Origin of the sequence: Corynebacterium ihumii, assembly GCF_028609825.1 — a bacterium.
GTDB classification, from domain to species: domain Bacteria; phylum Actinomycetota; class Actinomycetes; order Mycobacteriales; family Mycobacteriaceae; genus Corynebacterium; species Corynebacterium afermentans.
Map to the genome: position 1 here is coordinate 1171205 of NZ_CP063190.1, position 18026 is coordinate 1189230.

At 65.1% G+C, this 18026-nt stretch carries 15 protein-coding genes and 1 tRNA gene; 7 read left to right on the top strand and 9 right to left on the bottom strand.

Annotation, left to right across the window (positions count from 1 at the left end; genetic code table 11):
- Entirely contained in the window at positions 1-1806 is a 1806-nt protein-coding gene (locus tag CIHUM_RS05805) for an ABC transporter ATP-binding protein (RefSeq protein WP_034998980.1), read from the bottom strand.
- Entirely contained in the window at positions 1807-3369 is a 1563-nt protein-coding gene (tetA, locus tag CIHUM_RS05810) for a tetracycline efflux ABC transporter TetAB subunit A (protein ID WP_420536125.1), read from the bottom strand.
- A 108-nt stretch (positions 3370-3477) separates the two neighbouring features.
- Between tetA and CIHUM_RS05815 the strand changes: the two genes are divergently transcribed.
- Positions 3478-3566 (top strand) — tRNA-Leu (locus CIHUM_RS05815).
- A 57-nt stretch (positions 3567-3623) separates the two neighbouring features.
- On the opposite strand, the gene CIHUM_RS05820 is transcribed toward CIHUM_RS05815, so the two are convergent.
- Positions 3624-3851 (bottom strand): hypothetical protein, encoded by a 228-nt coding sequence (locus CIHUM_RS05820; RefSeq protein WP_034998976.1) that lies wholly within the window; start codon positions 3849-3851, stop codon positions 3624-3626.
- Positions 3852-3916: 65 nt separating this feature from the next.
- Between CIHUM_RS05820 and CIHUM_RS05825 the strand changes: the two genes are divergently transcribed.
- The 4 genes from CIHUM_RS05825 (at position 3917) to CIHUM_RS05840 (ending at position 7811) form a co-directional block, all read left to right on the top strand.
- Positions 3917-4585, top strand: a complete 669-nt coding sequence (locus CIHUM_RS05825; protein WP_081634424.1) for an ABC transporter ATP-binding protein — start codon at positions 3917-3919, stop codon at positions 4583-4585.
- A gap of 3 nt (positions 4586-4588) precedes the next feature.
- Positions 4589-6331, top strand: a complete 1743-nt coding sequence (locus tag CIHUM_RS05830) for an FtsX-like permease family protein (RefSeq protein ID WP_034998974.1) — start codon at positions 4589-4591, stop codon at positions 6329-6331.
- Positions 6332-6528: 197 nt separating this feature from the next.
- Complete coding sequence (locus CIHUM_RS05835) at positions 6529-7221, top strand: TVP38/TMEM64 family protein (protein ID WP_034999349.1); 693 nt, start codon at positions 6529-6531, stop codon at positions 7219-7221.
- 20 nt (positions 7222-7241) lie between these two features.
- Positions 7242-7811 carry a hypothetical protein gene (locus CIHUM_RS05840; RefSeq protein WP_034998972.1) on the top strand — a complete coding sequence of 190 codons (570 nt, stop codon included), beginning with the start codon at positions 7242-7244 and terminating at the stop codon, positions 7809-7811.
- Here the strand turns inward: CIHUM_RS05840 and CIHUM_RS05845 are convergent.
- From CIHUM_RS05845 to CIHUM_RS05855, 3 genes are read right to left on the bottom strand one after another with little or no spacing between them, the layout of a single operon-like run.
- Positions 7783-9057 carry an SPFH domain-containing protein gene (locus CIHUM_RS05845; RefSeq protein ID WP_051106387.1) on the bottom strand — a complete coding sequence of 425 codons (1275 nt, stop codon included), beginning with the start codon at positions 9055-9057 and terminating at the stop codon, positions 7783-7785. The genes CIHUM_RS05840 and CIHUM_RS05845 overlap by 29 nt on opposite strands.
- Entirely contained in the window at positions 9058-9486 is a 429-nt protein-coding gene (locus CIHUM_RS05850) for an NfeD family protein (protein ID WP_034998970.1), read from the bottom strand.
- A 21-nt stretch (positions 9487-9507) separates the two neighbouring features.
- The gene (locus CIHUM_RS05855; RefSeq protein WP_034998969.1) at positions 9508-10350 is read right to left on the bottom strand and encodes a DUF3097 domain-containing protein; all 843 of its coding nucleotides are present in this window, start codon (positions 10348-10350) and stop codon (positions 9508-9510) included.
- A 40-nt stretch (positions 10351-10390) separates the two neighbouring features.
- On the opposite strand from CIHUM_RS05855, the gene CIHUM_RS05860 reads away from it, so the two are divergent.
- Positions 10391-11143 (top strand): hypothetical protein, encoded by a 753-nt coding sequence (locus tag CIHUM_RS05860; RefSeq protein ID WP_034998968.1) that lies wholly within the window; start codon positions 10391-10393, stop codon positions 11141-11143.
- On the opposite strand, the gene CIHUM_RS05865 is transcribed toward CIHUM_RS05860, so the two are convergent.
- From CIHUM_RS05865 to CIHUM_RS05875, 3 genes are all read right to left on the bottom strand, one after another.
- Positions 11140-12177 carry a ferrochelatase gene (locus CIHUM_RS05865; protein ID WP_034998966.1) on the bottom strand — a complete coding sequence of 346 codons (1038 nt, stop codon included), beginning with the start codon at positions 12175-12177 and terminating at the stop codon, positions 11140-11142. The two genes, CIHUM_RS05860 and CIHUM_RS05865, sit on opposite strands and share 4 nt — an antisense overlap.
- A gap of 18 nt (positions 12178-12195) precedes the next feature.
- Entirely contained in the window at positions 12196-13926 is a 1731-nt protein-coding gene (locus tag CIHUM_RS05870; RefSeq protein ID WP_034998965.1) for a DIP1281 family NlpC/P60 protein, read from the bottom strand.
- 548 nt (positions 13927-14474) lie between these two features.
- The gene (locus CIHUM_RS05875) at positions 14475-14951 is read right to left on the bottom strand and encodes an Rv1476 family membrane protein (RefSeq protein ID WP_051106385.1); all 477 of its coding nucleotides are present in this window, start codon (positions 14949-14951) and stop codon (positions 14475-14477) included.
- Positions 14952-15160: 209 nt separating this feature from the next.
- Between CIHUM_RS05875 and acnA the strand changes: the two genes are divergently transcribed.
- Positions 15161-17938: an aconitate hydratase AcnA gene (acnA, locus tag CIHUM_RS05880; RefSeq protein ID WP_187370386.1), complete on the top strand. Its 2778-nt coding sequence runs from the start codon at positions 15161-15163 to the stop codon at positions 17936-17938.
- The last annotated feature ends 88 nt before the right edge of the window (positions 17939-18026 follow it).

The window sequence follows — 18026 nt, forward strand, 5'->3', positions numbered from 1 at the left end:
CTAGTGACACCCGCCACTCCACGCGGCGAAAAGTTGCGCGTATCTCCCGCCGGCTGCCATGAGCTGGGCGTGGGTGCCGTCCTCGATGATGCGTCCGGCGTCCATGACCAATATTCGGTCCGCGGCCGCTGCCTGGTCCAGGCGGTGCGCCACCACCAACGCCGTGGTGCCCTCCGCGATGCGTGCGGCCGCCTCTTCCAGCGCGTTCGTGGCGTCGCTGCCGGCTTCTGCCGTGGCCTCGTCCAGGATGAGCACCTTCGGGCCTGACAGTGCGACACGCGCGAGCGCGAGCTGCTGCTCCACCTCCGGCGGCAGCTCCTCCGCGCCCGCGCCGACGGCGGTGTCCAGCCCTTTCGGGAACAGGCGCGCGAACTGGGTGCCATCGGGGTCGAGCCCGACGGTTGCCAACGCCCGCAATAGGTCCGTGTCGGTCGCACCCTGTGCTGCCATCGAGAGATCCTCGCGCAGGGAGCCGGCGAACAGGTGGACGTCCTGGGTGAGCAGAGTGACGTTCCTCGCGGTCCACGTGTCGCTGACCTGCGAGGTGTCCACCCCTCCCACCCTGATGCTGCCAGCCGTGGGCTCCACCAACCCCGCGATAAGCGCGGTGAGGGTGGACTTGCCAGCGCCCGAGGTCCCCACCAGCGCGGTGGTCGTTCCCGCCTCGAGTGTGACGGAGAGATCCTCCAGCACATTGGCGCCACCCGGGTACGCGAAGGAGACGTGGTCGACTGCCACATCCACGGGCTTGGTCAGGTCCTCCGGTACGACTGTGGCGACGCGGCCGTCCGCGAGCTTGGCCAGGCTCACCGCGCGGCCCACGGCGGTGGCCGCACTCTGCAGCTCCCCGACGAAGAACAGAGCGTTGAACACCATGACTTCGGCGCGGATCACCATGAACACCGCTGCACTCGCCTGGCCCGGGGTGACAGCGCCGGTGGAGGCAAGCCAGGCACCCACACCGAGGGTGAGCAGCACCCACGCGGCGAAAGCGACCTGACCGATGCCCATGAGCCGGATGAACCAGGGCACGCGGTCCATCTCCGCCTCTACCGCGCCCCAGGAGGTCCGCCGCATCCGGGCCAACGCCCAACGCTCCAGGTCGAAGGCGCGCAGCGTGGGCAGGCCCCGGACGGTGTCCAGCAGCACCGCGTTGCGATGCGCCTCCGCCACGCTCACCGCGTTGGAGGCATCCGGGATGGCGCGGACCACCGCGCGGGCGAACGGGTAGGTGCAGACGCAGATCAATAGCAGGATCCCGGCGAAGCGGACGTCGATAAGCAAAAGCCCGATAAACGTGATCGGAAAGACGAACACGGTGGTAAGCACGCGCGAGCCGATAGCGGTGATGGTTTGGACGACGTCGTCGATGTCCTTGGTCATGCGCGTGATCACGTTGCCGGTGCCGAGCTCCATCACCCGCGGCACGGGTGCGCGCAGGATCGCGTCGAGGCAGCGACGGCGCAGGTCGATGGACGCGCGGGCGACCTTGAGGCCCACCACGTAGTTGCCCAGGGCCCGCAGGAACATCTCGACGAGCATGCAGGCCAACGCGAGACCTACGGTCCACATGAAGGCGCGGGTGCCGGTGCCCAGCAGCGGAACCGCACCGCCGGTAAGCGGGTCGACGCTGCGGCCGAACAGGTTTGACTGTGTGGTGTAGACGGCGACGGTGAGCGCCTGGATGATCAAAAGCCCCGTCCACCAACGCCTGTCCAGCGCGTTCGGCAGTGCCGAGAGGTACGCGAAGGTTTCCTTCACGCTCGCGGGGGCGACCGCGTCAGTGCGTTCGTACTCGCGCTGCATCTACGCCACCTCCAATGCGGTTCCGGCGTGCTGCCACGCCGAGTTTCCGGTGATCACCACGGTCGTTTTGTCCGCCCTGAGCACCGCTACGGCTTCCACGACATCCGCCTGGGTCACGGAATCGAGCCCCGTGGTCGGATCGTCCAAGATCAACACCTCAGGGTCGGCGGCGAGCGCCCGAGCCAGCGCGACGCGCTGCCGCTGCCCGCCGGAAAGGTTCAGGCCGGCCTCCCCCAGCGGCGCGTCCGGCAGCTCGCCGTTTTCGCCTATGCCGCCGAGCCTGCGGAGGATGTCCTGGCAGTGGGCGGCCGCGAGCGCTTGCTTCACCGCGTCCTCCGGCACGTCCCCGCGCGGATTCACATTGTCCGCAATGGTGCCCTCAAAAACGTTGACGGTGTGCGGCGGGAACAGCACATCGGCGCGCTGCGCCCACGCAACGGCTGTGGCGTAGGAGCGCTCCGCCGGCTCGAGGATCCACAGTCCCGCACCTGGGACCGGGGTGTCTGTCGGCTCAGGCCCCGCGGTGTCGTCGCCCGCGTGGTGCAGTTGCTGGATACGCTGGCCGCTGGCCACCGCCCTGCCCCACCCGCTGGCTAAGTCGCCGAACGCGAAGCCCGCCATGTTCAGCGCGGGCGGCACCAGAAGCGCCACGGACGTCAACTGGCCCGGGGTGATCTCGCCGCGCAGCGTCATCCATGCGGCCAGCCCCACGATGCCCAGGTTGCACAACCACGCCACGCATAACCGGGCAAAACCCAGCCACACCTCTACGCGCAGATGGGTGAGCATGAGGCGCTTCGCCTTGGCCGTCTCCGTGTGAAAGCGGTGAGCGACGGTCCCGCCCGCCCCCAGGCCCTTGACAGTGCGCAGGCCCTGCGAGGTATCCGTGGCCAAGCTCGCCACGTCAGCCTCCGCAGCACGCCGCTTGAGCGACACCCGTGTCACCGGACCGGCAGTCCACGCCGCAAACAACGCGATGACAAGCGCGCTTACGGGAATGGCGAGCGAGACCCACGGACTAACCGTCCACATCGCCACAATTGCGCCCGCGGCGTAGCCGATGGCCATCAGCGGAAACGACAGCAGCTCGCGGTAGCGGCCAATAGTGTTCGCGTCGGCGTCGATGGTGTTGAGCACCGTGCCAGGGCTCATCGCCCCCGCCCCGCGGCGCAGCACGCCCGAGGACAGGTGTTGCTGCGCGTTGTGGGTGACGCGGCGCACCGAGGCTGCGGCCAAGCCGTCGCCAGTGGCCTCACCGGCGAACTGGATGATGAAGATGCCGACCAGCACACCGAAGAGCCACCACGCGTTGAACTTTTCTTCCCCCACCAGGCCGTCCACGATCATGCCCACCACTACCGGCGCAAAGGCAGCGATGCCGGAGCCGATGAGGTAGCTCAGAATGTGCAGCACCAACACGCCCGGATATGCGCCAACCATGTCCCTGACCACCCGGTTCCCGCTGCTCCAGCGTGCCGGATGGAGCCGTGCCGGATCGTCCGCTGGCGGCGCGGGCGGGACGAACCAGCTGTACGTCTTCATTCTGCGCGGCGGTGGCATCATTCTGGAAAATCTAGCAAATATTCAGGGTTGTACTGGCGATTTGGCGGTTCAATCGCCCCGCCCTATAGTTATGCGAGTGCCCAGCCGAGAGGCTGAAAAACACCCTAAGCCCGGGTGGCGGAATGGCAGACGCGCTAGCTTGAGGTGCTAGTGTCCTATTAACGGACGTGGGGGTTCAAGTCCCCCTCCGGGCACCATCGGATACCCCCGTCGCAATGTTGTGGCGGGGCGTTTTTTATTTTCGCTGTTGACCACTACGACCAGCTGGGTCCATTCATCGCGCCGATCAATCCCCCGCTCGATCCATCTGTGCCCGGATTCTCAAACTCGAAGTGCCGGTCCAAAATCACCACGAACAACAACCCGAGCGCAGAGAACACGAGCAGCACCGCCAGCAGGTGGTACTCGGAGATCTGCCCTTTCGCTACCGGCCCGACGATGAACACGGTGGCTAGCTGGCTCGCAGGCGATAACCCGCCCACAGGCTGTCACTCATGATAAACGTGTTCGTGCAATTGCCGATAGGGGTTTGGTGCTCGGGTAGCGGATGCCCTCTAACAAGATAGGAATTGTGATGGTCGCAATAGTTTGGAATAAAATCTCTTTCCGATACTCGAAATATGGGCCATATATTCTGCGGGATGCCGCGCTGTCGTTGTCACAGCCTGGCATCTACGAAGTCCGGGGCCCATCGGGAAGCGGTAAATCCACGGTTCTGGATCTGTTAGCCGGTCTGCGCTCACCCAGTGAAGGCAGGGTAACCATCGACGGTAAACGGTTCGGAAAGGGCGCGGCCAAGAAGCTAACCTCGTGGCGGGCCACGCACGTCGGGTACGCACCACAGGCACCGACCCTCCTGCCTAGCCTCAGCTGCCGGGAGAACCTCGAGCTGGCAGTTCACGTTGCCGGACGGGGCCTCGACGCCCAGGGCAGGGAAGAGCTGCTTGGCACGTTGGGCATGCAGCCTTTCACAGAAGCCCTGCCGGCGGAGCTATCCGGGGGTCAACGCCAACGCATTGCGGTGGCCCAGGCACTAGCTTCCCAACCGGACTTGGTGCTCATGGATGAGCCCGTCAGCGCGCTTGATGGAGCGAATGTCACCGTGGTCGAGGACTTGTTGCGCCAGTCGGCGAAGCGGGGAGCGATAGTGGTCTATTGCTCCCACCGTGAGCTTTTCGACGGGCAGGCAAAAACGCTGCTGCAGATGGGGGCATAGCCCATGAAGACCATGACTCCCACCGCCGCCTACCGGAGAGAGCTGTCGGTGACGGCGCGCCCCTTCATCGGGGGCATCGTACTGGCTGCGGTAGTAATAGGCACGCTCGTCGGCACCATCCTTTACGTCGCATTCTCGACTGGCGGAAGCAGCGACTTCAAGGCCGGCGTGACGAATATGAGCCTGATTGCGATCATCCCGGCATTCGCCGGAGTCCGGTTGGCGCATCAGAATTTTATCGCTGACCACCGAAATACCGTGCAAGCGCTGCGGATTCTCGGCATAGGCAGGGCGTTTTTCACCAGACACCTGCTCCTGCAAGGGGCGTGCCTGGCGCTTCTAGCAAGCGCTTCGGCGGTCGTGTTGGGACGGTTGTTAGCGACGCCGCTTTTCAAGGTGATTCTGCTAGGGCTCAACAAGCAGCTGCCAGATCACTGGGGCTCGCCCATTGACGTTGCCTGGTCGTCACCGCTGGTCTTAGTCCCCCTGTACCTTCTCGGCGTGGGGATTCTCAACGTCGACAAGGAGCTAGCCAAAACCGGGGATCTGGGAGCGGCGACAGTAGGTAAGTCCAAATCCTTGATGGGGCTGGTTGGCCTAGTGCTCGCAGTGGTCAATATTGCCGCGGGTATCTGGTGCATGGTGGCGACTCCGCCAGGGCCTGTCGTGTTGATATTCGTCTTCACCTTGCCGTTCCTCGCTGTCACACTTGCCGGCACCTTCGCCCGGGCGCTAGCTCGCTGGGCAGCAGCGGCGATCAAAAAGGTGAGCGGATGGTCGGCACCCGCGCTAGGCATCCGCTCCTCCGAAACCGTCGGGACGACCTCGAGGGTGGGGCTTGCTACCGCGCTCGTAGCCATTCCGCTGGCAGGCTTCACAGGTGCACAGACCTCGTTATGGGCGGCAAATTACGTAGGCTCCCAGAATTTCCAAACGGTCCCAGTCGTCGTTGGCCAAGATTTTCGCCTACTAGAAGCGCAGGAAGCAGACGGTGTATGTGAGGAGATCGGCGACGACTGCCGTGGGGTGGTCTACTGGCAGCCTTCGGACTTCGAATCCGCCGGGGAGACCTCCGTACCGATGGAGAAAGCGAATGACTATTCTCTGGCCGGATCGAATGACCAAGTGTTAGGGCAGCTACTCTCGCCCGCGGCGCCGGTGAAAGCTCACAGCCCCTTCTACCCAGACTTCATGGTGCCGTTCTCCGGTATTTCTAGCGAGTCTCCGGTCGAACCGGAATGGGGGCTTCCCGTGGTCGCAGAATCGGTTAGCGCACCGGATCATCTCCGGGTGGAGTCCGCGCAGGATTGGGTACGGCATGTGGATATGGATAGCCAGATCATGTACGGGCCCCACGGCGACGGAACCGCCGGCTTCGTCCCCACCGCGGCCTACACTCTGCTGGCGATCTGCCTGGTCCTTGCGGTCTCTGTGATGGGCAAGCGGGCCAATTTGCATGCGTTCTTCTCACCACTGCGTCTTCTGGGCCGTACCCAAGGCGCGATCCAGCGAGCAGAGTTCTGGGCAATCCTCTTTCCGTACTGTGTTGCCATGCTGACAGCGCTCCTAGTGGGCATCTGGTACACGGTCGCCGTCCATGTCGCAGTCTCGGGGTACCCGGGGGCGCTGCTGCCTTACCTTCCCCCAGGGCTATGGGTGCTCTTTGTCCTCGTCTTCTTAGGCACGAGTTCGACTGCCTTCTTGCCAACTCCAGACAAGGACGAGCGTGGCGCAGATGCGCCCTAGACACTGGTGTGCCGGCGCCTAAGAGGCTCTTCCGGTTTCGGGTTGCAACAACAGCGACCGCGCCGTCGGCTCATAGGACACCCCGATTCCAAGCACTGTAAATGCCAAAGAAAGTACAAACAGGCCGACGCACGATGGGTTGCGTTGACGTGAGCTCATGAGTCCCCCTCCTCAAGTTGGTTCCAGACTACAGCCCGATGGAAGATAGCGGGGTGAATCGTTTGCGGAAGGCACCACGGAACCGGATCGCACTTATCGTTGCGGCCGGCGCGTTGTTCGTCGCAGCATGGATGCTTCTCGACGTCCCTCCGCTGTCGACGCTCCGCACCTGGTCCGATGAGACCGGTGTCTGGTTCCCTGTCCTGTTCTGGCTGCTGTACGTACTGATCACCCAGTTCCCCATCCCCAGGACGCTGATGACTGTCTCCGCCGGCATCCTTTTCGGCACCGCCCGCGGAATACTCATCGCGCTGACGGCCACGACGGTCAGCGCAGTCATTTCGCTACTCATCGTCCGGACGCTACTGAGGGACTGGGTGGAGCCGCGCCTGACACACCCGGCCGTTGAGAACATCAACCGGCGGCTTGAACAACGTGGTTGGTTGGCTATTTTGAGCTTGCGCATGATCGCAGCGGTGCCATTTTCCATCATGAACTACGCCGCGGCACTCACCCGTGTGCCCGTGGCCCCGTTCGCGCTGGCGACCCTGGTGGGTTCTGCGCCCGGCACGATCCTGGTCACCCTGTTCGGCGACACGCTCACCGGCGATGCGGACCCGGTGTTCGTGGCGATCATGGCGGTGCTAGCTGTCGTCGGCGTCGCGGGGCTGCTGCTGGACGCGCGCTTGCCCACCCGCTCAGGACGTGTCGGAGTCAAGCCCCAAGGGTAGACAGGGGTACGCTACGGCCCATGATTGCCGTGCATGCGAGGTACCGGGGCCGCGAGAAGGCCCGCGCCACCGTGGTGGAGCGCTCCGCCGAGGCGCTGAGCTCCCTGCCCGGTGTCGCAGGCTTCGAGGTGCTCGGGGTGGAGGACATCCGCTCGCAGGTCGCGGACGCGGAGGCTGCGCTCAACCTGATCATGGCTCTGCTTTCAGACGGCAACTGGGCCATCGGGCTCGGCATCGCCGACGGCGCAGGCTCCACCCGCGACGCTTCTGCCACGGCGACTACTGCTGTCGGGACGAGGGCGGGCCAGGTGCGGGTGATCGTCGATAGGCAAAATGCGACGACTGAAGCCGCGGACATCGCGGCGACCTTCGCCCTGATGTCGCACGTGCTGCACAAGCGCACCTACGAAGGGCGCGAGGCGACGTCGCTGGTGCGACGCGGCATGAACCAAAATGAGGCCGCCGCAACCCTGGGCATCTCCAAACAGGCGATGAGCCAGCGGTTGCAGGCGGCCGGGTGGCCCGCGGAGCAGGCCGGGTGGCAGCTAGCGCTGAATTTGATTACTCGGGCTGCTGGTCAGGGCGAGTAACAGGGCGCGAGACCGGGTCGGACTGCGCCTCCGGCTGGAAGGTCTGCTCAAAACCGGTCTGCTGCGGCTCGCCCGTGGTGATCTCGCGGCGGGTGGCGCCGCTGGATTCCGGTTTGATCGAATCCTGCGCTGAATCCTGGGTCGGATCCGGGTCGTCCACGTGCTTGTTCGCCACCGCACGCGCCTCGGCGAGCGCCTTCGCCAGCTCCGGGTCGGTGGAGGTGTCGAACCAGCGGTCGGTGTTGTCCGCCTGGGCCATCTCCCGGTCGCGGTCGTTCGGGGACTCCGCCTCGTAGCGGAACACGCCGTCGTCGTCCTTGTCGGCGAACGCGCGGGCGAACTGCTGCAGCGAGTCGCCGAACTGGGACGGGATCATCCACATCGTCGCCGCGTCGTTGTTGGCGATCTTCGGCAGCTGCTCCAGGTACTGGTACGCCAAAAGCTCCGGAGTGACGCCGGAAGACTTGATCGCAGCGTTGACCTTCTGGATCGCGCGGGCCTCACCCTGCGCAGCCAGGTACTTGGCGGCGCGCTCACCCTCGGCGCGCAGCATCATCGCCTGGCGCTCCGCCTCCGCGTTGAGAATCGCGGCGTGCTTCTCGCCCTCCGCGGAGAGGATGCGGGCCTGCTTCTCACCTTCTGCGGTCTTGATGTCGGACTCGCGCTTACCTTCCGCGGTGAGAATCATAGCGCGCTTCTCACGGTCCGCCTTCATCTGCATCTCCATGGACTGCTGGATGGACGGCGGCGGATCAATCGCCTTGAGCTCCACACGGCTAATGCGCAGGCCCCACTTCGCGGTGGCCGCGTCCAGCTCGCCGCGCAACCGGCGGTTGATGGTCTCGCGCGAGGTCAGCGTCTCTTCAAGCGTCATGCCGCCGACGACGTCGCGGAGCGTAGCCACAGAAATCTGCTCCACGCCGACCAGGTAGTTGTCCACGCCATAGATTGCCTTGGCCGGGTCGTTGATCTGGAACGTGACCACCGTGTCGATCGCCACAGTCAGGTTGTCCTGCGTGATCACGGCCTGCGGCGGAAAGGACACCACGCGCTCACGAGTGTCCACGCGCTCGCGCACCCGGTCGATATAGGGCACGAGGAACGTCAGCCCGCCGGATGCGGTGCGGGTGTAGCGGCCGAGACGCTCAATAACCGCCGCTTCGCCTTGCGGGATCAGCTTGATTGACGCGGTGAGAATTGCCACCACCAGCGCGATGATGACGAAGAATGTGATAAACCCTCCCATTTAGGGCTCCTTCCACACGACAGCGACGGGGCCGTCAATATCGTAAACGGTCACGCGGGATCCCGCCGGGATGGTTTCCGCCGGATCGAGGCCGCGGGCGGACCACAGGGAGCCGTCGAAACGCACCTGGCCCTCGCCGCCCACGATGTCCTCGACGACCTCCGCAGTGCTGCCGACCAGCGCCCGCGGCGAATCGTCCAACACCAGCGGCTTTTCCATGCGCCGGCGCAGTGGCGGACGCAGGAAGAACCAGAACAGCGCGGACGAGACGGCGAACACAGCGACTTCCGCCCACATGGGCACGCCGCCGAGCGCCACAAGCGCGGTGGTCAGCGCGCCCGCGCCGAGCATGAGCAGCGTCAGCTCGCCCACAGTCAATTCCAGAAGCGCCAGCAGCGCCGCAGCTAAAAACCAAAGCAAAGGTCCCACGTGACGTACCTTACATGTGTTCTAGAGATCGTTTTTGGATAATTCCGGGTTGGTGACGAAGTCCACCAACCGCTCTACCGCTCCGATGAGCGTGGAATCCAGGTCCCGGAAGGTGCTCACTGACGACGACACACGCCGCCACCCTTCCTTCGGGTCCGACCACCCCAGCCGGCGGCACACCCCGGTCTTCCAATCCTCACCGTAGGGCACCTCCGGCCACGCGGGAATACCCACACTAGACGGCTTCACCGCAGCCCAGATGTCAACGTATGGGTGGCCCGTGACCAGCACGTGCGGGCCGACGTGCTCCACCAGCCGGGATTCCTTCGTGCCTTCGATCAGGTGGTCCGCCAGCACGCCGATGCGCCGGCCCGGGCCGGGCTGGAACTCATCCAGGCGCTCCTGCAGGTTGTCCAGGCCTTCCAGGTACTCCACCACCACGCCTTCGACGCGGAGGTCGTGGCCCCACACCTGCTCCACAATCGCGGCGTCGTGGATGCCTTCCACCCAGATGCGCGACGGCATGGCCACTTTGGCCTCGACGTTGCCTACTTTCCGGGAGCCGGAGTTGGACCGCTTCGGCCCGTCGTCGCGCGGCGCCACGTAGCGGGTCAGCGTCACGCGCTGGCCCTCCACCATGAACGCGCCGGGCAACATCTTGAACAGGCGCTGGGTGCCGTAGCGGTCCTCCAAGCGCACGAAGTCGCCGTCGTAGGTCCGCTCGAAGCCCACCACCGCGCCGACGAAGTCGTTGCCCACGATCTCCACGATGATGCCGGGTTCCGCCGGCATCTCCGGGTAGCTCGGGCGCTTGCTCCGCGCGTGTCCGCTGAAAATGTCTCCGCTGTACCGGCTATCTCCCATAATGCGTCCGCATTGTATCGGCCCCGTTACACTGGCCCGGATGCACACGCGCGCCGAAGTCTATTCACCCCTGCAAAACACCGCCGTCTGGCTGGCGGCGTGGCTCTACAACGTCGAATCCTCCGACGACACCGTCGACGCGCTCACGGATCTCGGAGGTGCACACTCGTACGGCAGCCTGCCTATGGCGCATTTGCTTCACGACGTCCGCTCCGCCGCCGACCTCACCACCCCCGGCCCCGCAATCAGACTCGTCCTCTGGGGTCCTGGCCAGGCACCGCGGCTGCGGGCTGGGTCCCGCGCGATGGAGGCGCTGACCCAGGCCGGGGCGCTGGTGGTGCGCGGGGCGGGGATGCACCACATTCTGGTGCCGGAATACTCTGGCAGCGGGGTGAGTTGGCGCTGGTTCGAAGACCCGGAACCGCTGCCGGAGCCGGAATGGCTCTCCCCTGGCGAGGCGGACCAGCTGCTCTCCCGCGCCACCGACCAGGCGGCCGTGCTGATCGAGGCAGCCGGCGGCACCCGAAAGGATCTGCCCAACCCGCGGCTGGCGGTGGGCACGCTCGCGGACTTCTACGACACCCCGGGGCTTCCCGCCGGTGTCACCCCGCGCGCGGCGAAACTCTTCGCCCGGGCGGACAGGGTGGCTGCCACGATTGAAACGGTCACCGACCGCCTGGACGACCACTCCTTCGACCCGCAGCTGTTCGCGCTCTGGCGCCACGTGCGCTCCGCCCGCATGGCTGGTGTGGCCGATGCGGTGGTGGACTACCAGCGCGAGTGGGCGCGCTAGCGGCCCGGCCGCTTCACCGGCGCGCAGCACCCTTCCTTGCACGGCGCGCCATTAACGGTGCAGCCCTGCACCGTGACTGAAGACAAGGTTTTAGGCTTGACTTCCGTGCCGACGGCCTCGGCGATATCGACCACCATGCCGGCGAACGCGGGCTTGAGGCCGACGGTCGGGGTGCGCGTCAGGGAAACCCCCATCTCCTCGCACGCTTGCTTCAGCTCGGTGTCGAGGTCCCAGACCACCTCCATGTGGTCGGTAATAAACCCGATAGGCACACAGATGAGGTGCTCCATCCCCTCGCGCTGAAGCTCCTTGGCGCGGTCCACCACGTCCGGCTCCAGCCACGGCGTCGCCGGGTTTCCGGAGCGCGACTGCCACACCACCTCGTAGCTATCTACGCCGGCTTGCTTTGCGACGAGCTTCGCCGCCTCTGCAACCTGCCTCGAGTACAGGTGTTGGTCTGCCGGCCCGCCGGAGTTCTGGTCCGCGGCGGTGGGCACGCTGTGCGCGGTGAACAGCACGCGGGTGTCGCCGGTTGCCTTCTCCACGGCAGCGCGCAATCCCTCTGCCACGAGGTCCACGAATGTCGGGTGCCCGTAAAACTGCCAGAGCTTCGTGTAGGTGATCTCCGGCGTGACCTCCCGGATTCGTTGGATGTCCTCGTCGTACTGCCGGCAGGCTGAATACCCGCCCCAGGCACTGGTGGCGAATACGAGGACGTTCCTGTGGCCGTCGTCAAGCAATTGCTTCGCTGTCTCCTCGGCGACCGGGTGCCAGTTGCGGTTGCCGAAGTAGACGGGCAGGTCGATGCCGCGCGCCGACAGCTCAGCCTCGATCTTGGCGATGAGCTTGCGGTTTTGCCCGTTGATGGGGCTCACACCGCCGAAGTGGAAGTAGTGCTCGCCGACCTGTGCCAGCCGCTCGCGCGGGATGCCGCGCCCGCGAGTGACGTTCTCAAGAAAAGGAATAACCTCGTCCTCCCCTTCGGGGCCGCCGAAGGAAAGGACGAGGAGTGCGTCGTAGTCGTTGAGAGCCATGCCCTCGAGTTTATCCCGCTAGAGCAGGCGCACCGCGTTCGGAGCCATGCCGGACCAACGCACCGGAGCAATGGTGACGTTCTGGCCGGCCTGCGGTGCCTCGATCATGGTGCCGTCGCCGAGGTAGATGGCCACGTGCTGGTTGCCGCCCGGGCCCCAGAACAGTAGGTCGCCGCGTTGGGCCTCGCTCGCCGGGACCTGGGTGCCGCGCTGGTACTGGTACCCGGTGTAGTGCGGCAGCGCCACGCCGGCGGCCGCAAACGCGTAGAGCACCAAGCCGGAGCAGTCGAAGCCGGACACCGAGCCGCCGTTCACGCCGGTGGTCGGGCCGTTGGCGTCGCCGCCGCCCCACACGTACGGGGTGCCAATCTGGGACTGCGCACGCGCGATCACAGCCTCCACCTGGGAGGAATCCGATACCGCGGCGACAGACTTCTGCGACTTGGCGGAGACGTCAGCGGCGGTCTCGACCTCGGGCAGCACTGCGGAGAGGGAATCCGTAGAGTCCGCAGTTTCCGTGGTGTCGGAAGTTTGCTCGACCGTGCCGAGTGCACCGTTGAGACTGTCCGCGAAGGCGGTGACCAGCTCGGCGGCATCCGCATTGGAATTGTCGAAGGAGCCGTGGTTGGCCGCCACGCCGCCGACCATCGCGATACCAGCCGCGACAGCGCCAACCTTCGCGATCGTGTCGCTGTCCAGCGCCGGTAGGCCGGCGGTGGACGACAGCGCCGCAATATCGCTATCCGACGACGTCTGCGCCACGGTGCGCACCGCATCGACCACGGTTTCACGGCTGGGCTCGGGCGCCTCCGGAGCGTCGTTGGACACGCGCTGACGAACCAGATCCACGACCTCTTCCGGCACCTCGTAGGTGGTGTCGCCCTTGGACACGGTCAGCGTGGCCGCGTACGGGTCGGCAGCGATGGCGTTGTCGGACTCGGCTGCGGCGGTGTCTGAAGTTTCAGGCTGCGCCTGGGGCGCGTCAGCCTCCACTTCGGTCTGGGCCTGGTCCACTTGCGCCTTATCGGTCTGGGCGGGGCGCTGTTGATCCAGTTCCTTCTGAGCAGAATCCAGCTGGGACTGGGCGGCGTCGCGTTCGGCGACGGATGCCTCGAGGGCGGCGCGGTTGGCGTCGAGAAGCTCACGCGCGCTCGCCTCGGCCTGCTTCGCCTCGGCCTCCGAAGCGTCGGCAAGCTCGCTGGCCTGGCGAAGCGTGGCCTCCTCATTAGCCGCCTGGGCGCGGGCCTGCTCGGCTTCAGCAAGCTTCGCCCGCTTCTCCTCCGAGCGCTGGCGAAGGAAAAGCGAGCGATCCAGCACGTCGCGCTGGGTGTCCTTGCCACTGACGGCGACGAGCGCGTCGCTCGGGCTGGAGCCACGGTACTGCGCTCGGCTCAGATCATCGAGCTCGGCGCGCAGGGCGTCGACACGCTCCTGCGCCTCGTTGAGACGGCGCTTCGCCTCATCCTTGCCGCGACGAGCCTGCTCTGCCTTGACCTGCGCATCGTGCAGGTCCACCAGCGACTGGTTGACGGACTCCTGCAGGCCGCCGAGGTCCAAGTTGAGCGCGTCGACGTCGGCCTGCGCACGGGACACAGCGGTCACAAGCTCGCTCATTCCGGAAGCGGAACTCTGACCATTGGCGGCCGGGCTGACTAGGCCCGCCACCAAAGAAATGGTTGCGGCACACACGGTGGCGCCGAGCACATTTCGCGCACGGCCAAACCGGGTGCCCCTTTGTGGATTAGCCACGAAGGTGCTCCTCACACCGCCCGTCGCGCACACTTCAACAGCGCTCGGGCGATCAAGAAAACCCGAGGCTTCAAAGCGCATGCGAAAACCGTGACTAGCGGTTCCACGAGCGGTCTAGATGTTGACTACTGACGCGGCAGCACGAATCGCGACTGCCACAGCGGTGCCCTGGAACCTGGTACTCGGCGTGCTTCCCCACATGCCCGAACCTTCGCGGACGCTTGACTAGAGCGCCCTTACGGTGCCATTGCGTTGCGTGTGACAATCATCGACCCGCGAGCCGATACGGGAACCATACGTCAAGGCAACAAACTTGTATCTCTTTTGTTACAAACAATCTCCTGAGTCAAGCCTGTTCACATGATTCACACCCGTCTCACCAGCGCGAACTTCGACCTCGGCGCGTTACGTGACTTTTGTCACACCAACGGCTGCGTGCTCGTAGAAGTTGACCAAACTGTTGAAATCGCGGAATTTGACCTGAGGGTTTTCGGGCGGCTTGTCAACTTTTACGAGCGAGGAGGTCAAGCGCCCAGGCTTGTCGACGCCTAGTCGCCGTGGCGGGCGGAAAGCGCCGCTGCCGTGGCAACCACGGCGAGCACCAACACAGCGACCGCCACGGTCAGCGGCCAGTTCACCGAGAACGTGTTGGCGGCGTCGGCGAAGGCGTGGACGCCGACAACATAGTCCGGCTCAGCGACCATCGTCCGTTCCCCGCGCTCCACCTGTGCGCGGGTCAAAGAGTCGCTGACCCCGACAGCCACTTGCGGGGTACGCACCAGAACCGTGTCCAAACCAGTCTCGGCGGCGGCGTCCTGCGCCAGGTCGCGCAGGTCCGCGATAACTGGCGGTGTCTGCTCGAGCACAATCATTCCCACCGGAGCGAAAGCGTCGGTGTTGGCGTCGGCGAGAGCGGCCTCGAGGGCCGGACCCAGCTCCGCGTTGACGGGATTGTCGGTACCGAACGCGACAGGGGACGATGCGAGCTGGGAGGCGAGCTCTTCAAGCGTGGCTTCGGTCTGCATTGGCGTCTCTCCTCGGGCTGCCCGACGATCCAGATGGTCGATTTTGGAGTCTAACGGTGGGAACCGTTGGTGCGTCGATAGGCGCAATGCAAAAACATAACGCGCGTACTGTTAATATGGGCGCGGAACTATGGAAGGTCGCATAGACTGGTGGCTTGACCATAGGGTCGCTAATCCCTGATTTCATACGACGAGAATTGGAGCTCACCGTGGCAGAAAGCAAGAACTCGTTCGGTGCCAAAAAGACACTCGAGGTCGGCGGGAAGTCCTACGACTACTTCGCACTCGACGCCGTCGAAGGCATGGAGAAACTCCCCTACTCCCTCAAGGTGCTGGGCGAGAACCTCCTGCGCACCGAGGACGGCAAGAACGTCACCGAGGACCACATCAAGGCCATCGCAAACTGGGACCCCTCGGCAGAGCCGAGCGTGGAGATTCAGTTCACCCCGGCCCGCGTCCTCATGCAGGACTTCACCGGCGTGCCCTGCGTGGTCGACCTTGCAACCATGCGTGAGGCCGTGAGCACCCTCGGCGGCAACCCGGACCAGGTCAACCCGCTGAACCCGGCTGAGATGGTCATCGACCACTCCGTGATTATCGAGGCATTCGGCTCCACCGACGCCATCGACAAGAACGTCGAGATCGAGTACCAGCGCAACGAGGAGCGCTACCAGTTCCTGCGCTGGGGTGCAGAGAACTTCTCCAACTTCCGCGTCGTCCCGCCGGGAACCGGCATTGTCCACCAGGTCAACATCGAGTACCTCTCCCGCGTCGTCTTCGACAACGAGGGTCTGGCTTACCCGGACACCTGCATCGGCACCGACTCCCACACCACCATGGAAAACGGCCTGGGCATCCTGGGCTGGGGTGTGGGCGGCATCGAGGCTGAGGCCGCGATGCTGGGCCAGCCGGTGTCCATGCTCATCCCGCGCGTCGTGGGCTTTAAGCTCACCGGCGAGATCCCGACCGGTGTGACCGCAACCGACGTCGTGCTCACCATCACCGAGATGCTGCGCGAGCACGGCGTGGTGCAGAAGTTCGTCGAGTTCTACGGCAACGGCGTCAAGGAAATCCCGCTGGCCAACCGCGCCACCATCGGCAACATGTCCCCGGAGTTCGGCTCCACCTGCGCGATCTTCCCGATCGACGAGGAGACCATCAACTACCTGCACCTGACCGGCCGCTCCCAGGAGGACATCGACCGCGTCGAGGCGTACGCCAAGGCACAGGGCATGTGGCTGGAGCAGGACGCCACCGAGGCCGAGTACTCCGAGTACCTCGAGCTGGACCTGTCCACCGTCGTCCCGTCCATTGCGGGCCCGAAGCGCCCGCAGGACCGCATCCTGCTGTCCGAGTCCAAGGACACCTTCCGCAAGCAGCTGCCGGACTACAACACTGCCGGCGAGGGCACCTCCGAGCCGGTTCGCGCCGAGAACGTTGACGCTGTCTCCTACAACGAGTCCTGGGCAGCCAACGGCGAGTCCGCCGCTGAGGGTGCAGAGGGCCGCGCTTCCAAGCCGGTCATCGTCGAGTCCCCGAAGGGCGGCGAGTACACCCTGGACCACGGCTTCGTGGCCATCGCCGCTGTGACCTCCTGCACCAACACCTCCAACCCGTCCGTCATGGTCGGCGCTGCACTGCTGGCACGCAAGGCCGCCGAGAAGGGCCTGAAGGCCAAGCCGTGGGTCAAGACGATTATGGCTCCGGGCTCCCAGGTCGTTGACGGCTACTACGAGCGCGCTGACCTGTGGAAGGACCTGGAGGCCGTCGGCTTCTACCTCTCCGGCTTCGGCTGCGCATCCTGCATCGGCAACTCCGGCCCGCTGCCGGCCGAGGTCTCCGACGCAGTCAACGAGTTCGACCTCACCGCAACCGCAGTCCTTTCCGGCAACCGCAACTTCGAAGGCCGCATCTCCCCGGACGTGAAGATGAACTACCTCGCGTCCCCGCTGCTGGTCATCGCCTACGCTATCGCCGGCACGATGGACTTCGACTTCGAGACCCAGCCGCTGGGCCAGGACGCCGACGGCAACGACGTCTTCCTCAAGGACGTTTGGCCGTCCACCGAGGAGATCGAAGAGACCATCGCTGGCACCATTTCCCGCGAGATGTACGAGGCCGACTACGCCGACGTGTTTAAGGGCGACGAGCAGTGGCAGGGTCTGGACATCCCGACCGGCAAGACCTTCGACTGGAACGAGGACTCCACCTACATCCGCAAGGCACCGTACTTCGACGGTATGCCGGATGAGCCGGAGGCAGTCGAGGACATCGAGGGCGCACGCGTGCTGGCGAAGCTGGGCGACTCGGTGACCACCGACCACATCTCGCCGGCTTCCTCCATCAAGCCGGGCACCCCGGCCGCGAACTACCTGGATGCCAACGGTGTTGAGCGCAAGGACTACAACTCCTTCGGCTCCCGCCGCGGCAACCACGAGGTCATGGTCCGCGGTACCTTCGCGAACATCCGCCTGCGCAACCAGCTGGTGGACGAGCAGGGCGGCTACACCCGCGACTTCACGCAGGAGGGCGCACCGCAGGCGTACATTTACGACGCCGCGATGAACTACGCCGAGAAGGACATCCCGCTGGTGGTCATCGCCGGCAAGGAGTACGGCACCGGTTCCTCCCGCGACTGGGCGGCGAAGGGCACCAACCTGCTGGGTGTGAAGGCCGTCATCGCCGAGTCCTTCGAGCGCATCCACCGCTCGAACCTGATCGGCATGGGCGTGCTGCCGCTGCAGTTCCCGGAGGGCGAGTCCCACGAGTCTCTCGGCCTGGACGGCACCGAGACGTTCACCCTGACGGGCATCACCGAGTTCAACAACGGTGAGATCCCGGCCACGGTTCACGTGAAGGCGGAGAAGGACGGCGCCGACGCTGTCGAATTCGACGCAGTGGTGCGCGTGGATACGCCGGGTGAGGCGGAGTACTTCCGCCACGGCGGCATTCTGCAGTACGTGCTGCGTCAGATGGTCAAGAGCTAACAAGCTTTCGGCCGTCGCTTAAGGGGCCCCGCACGCCGCGGGGCCCCTTCCCCATTTTTCTCACCCCTTTCTGGAGCCCGAAGGAGCC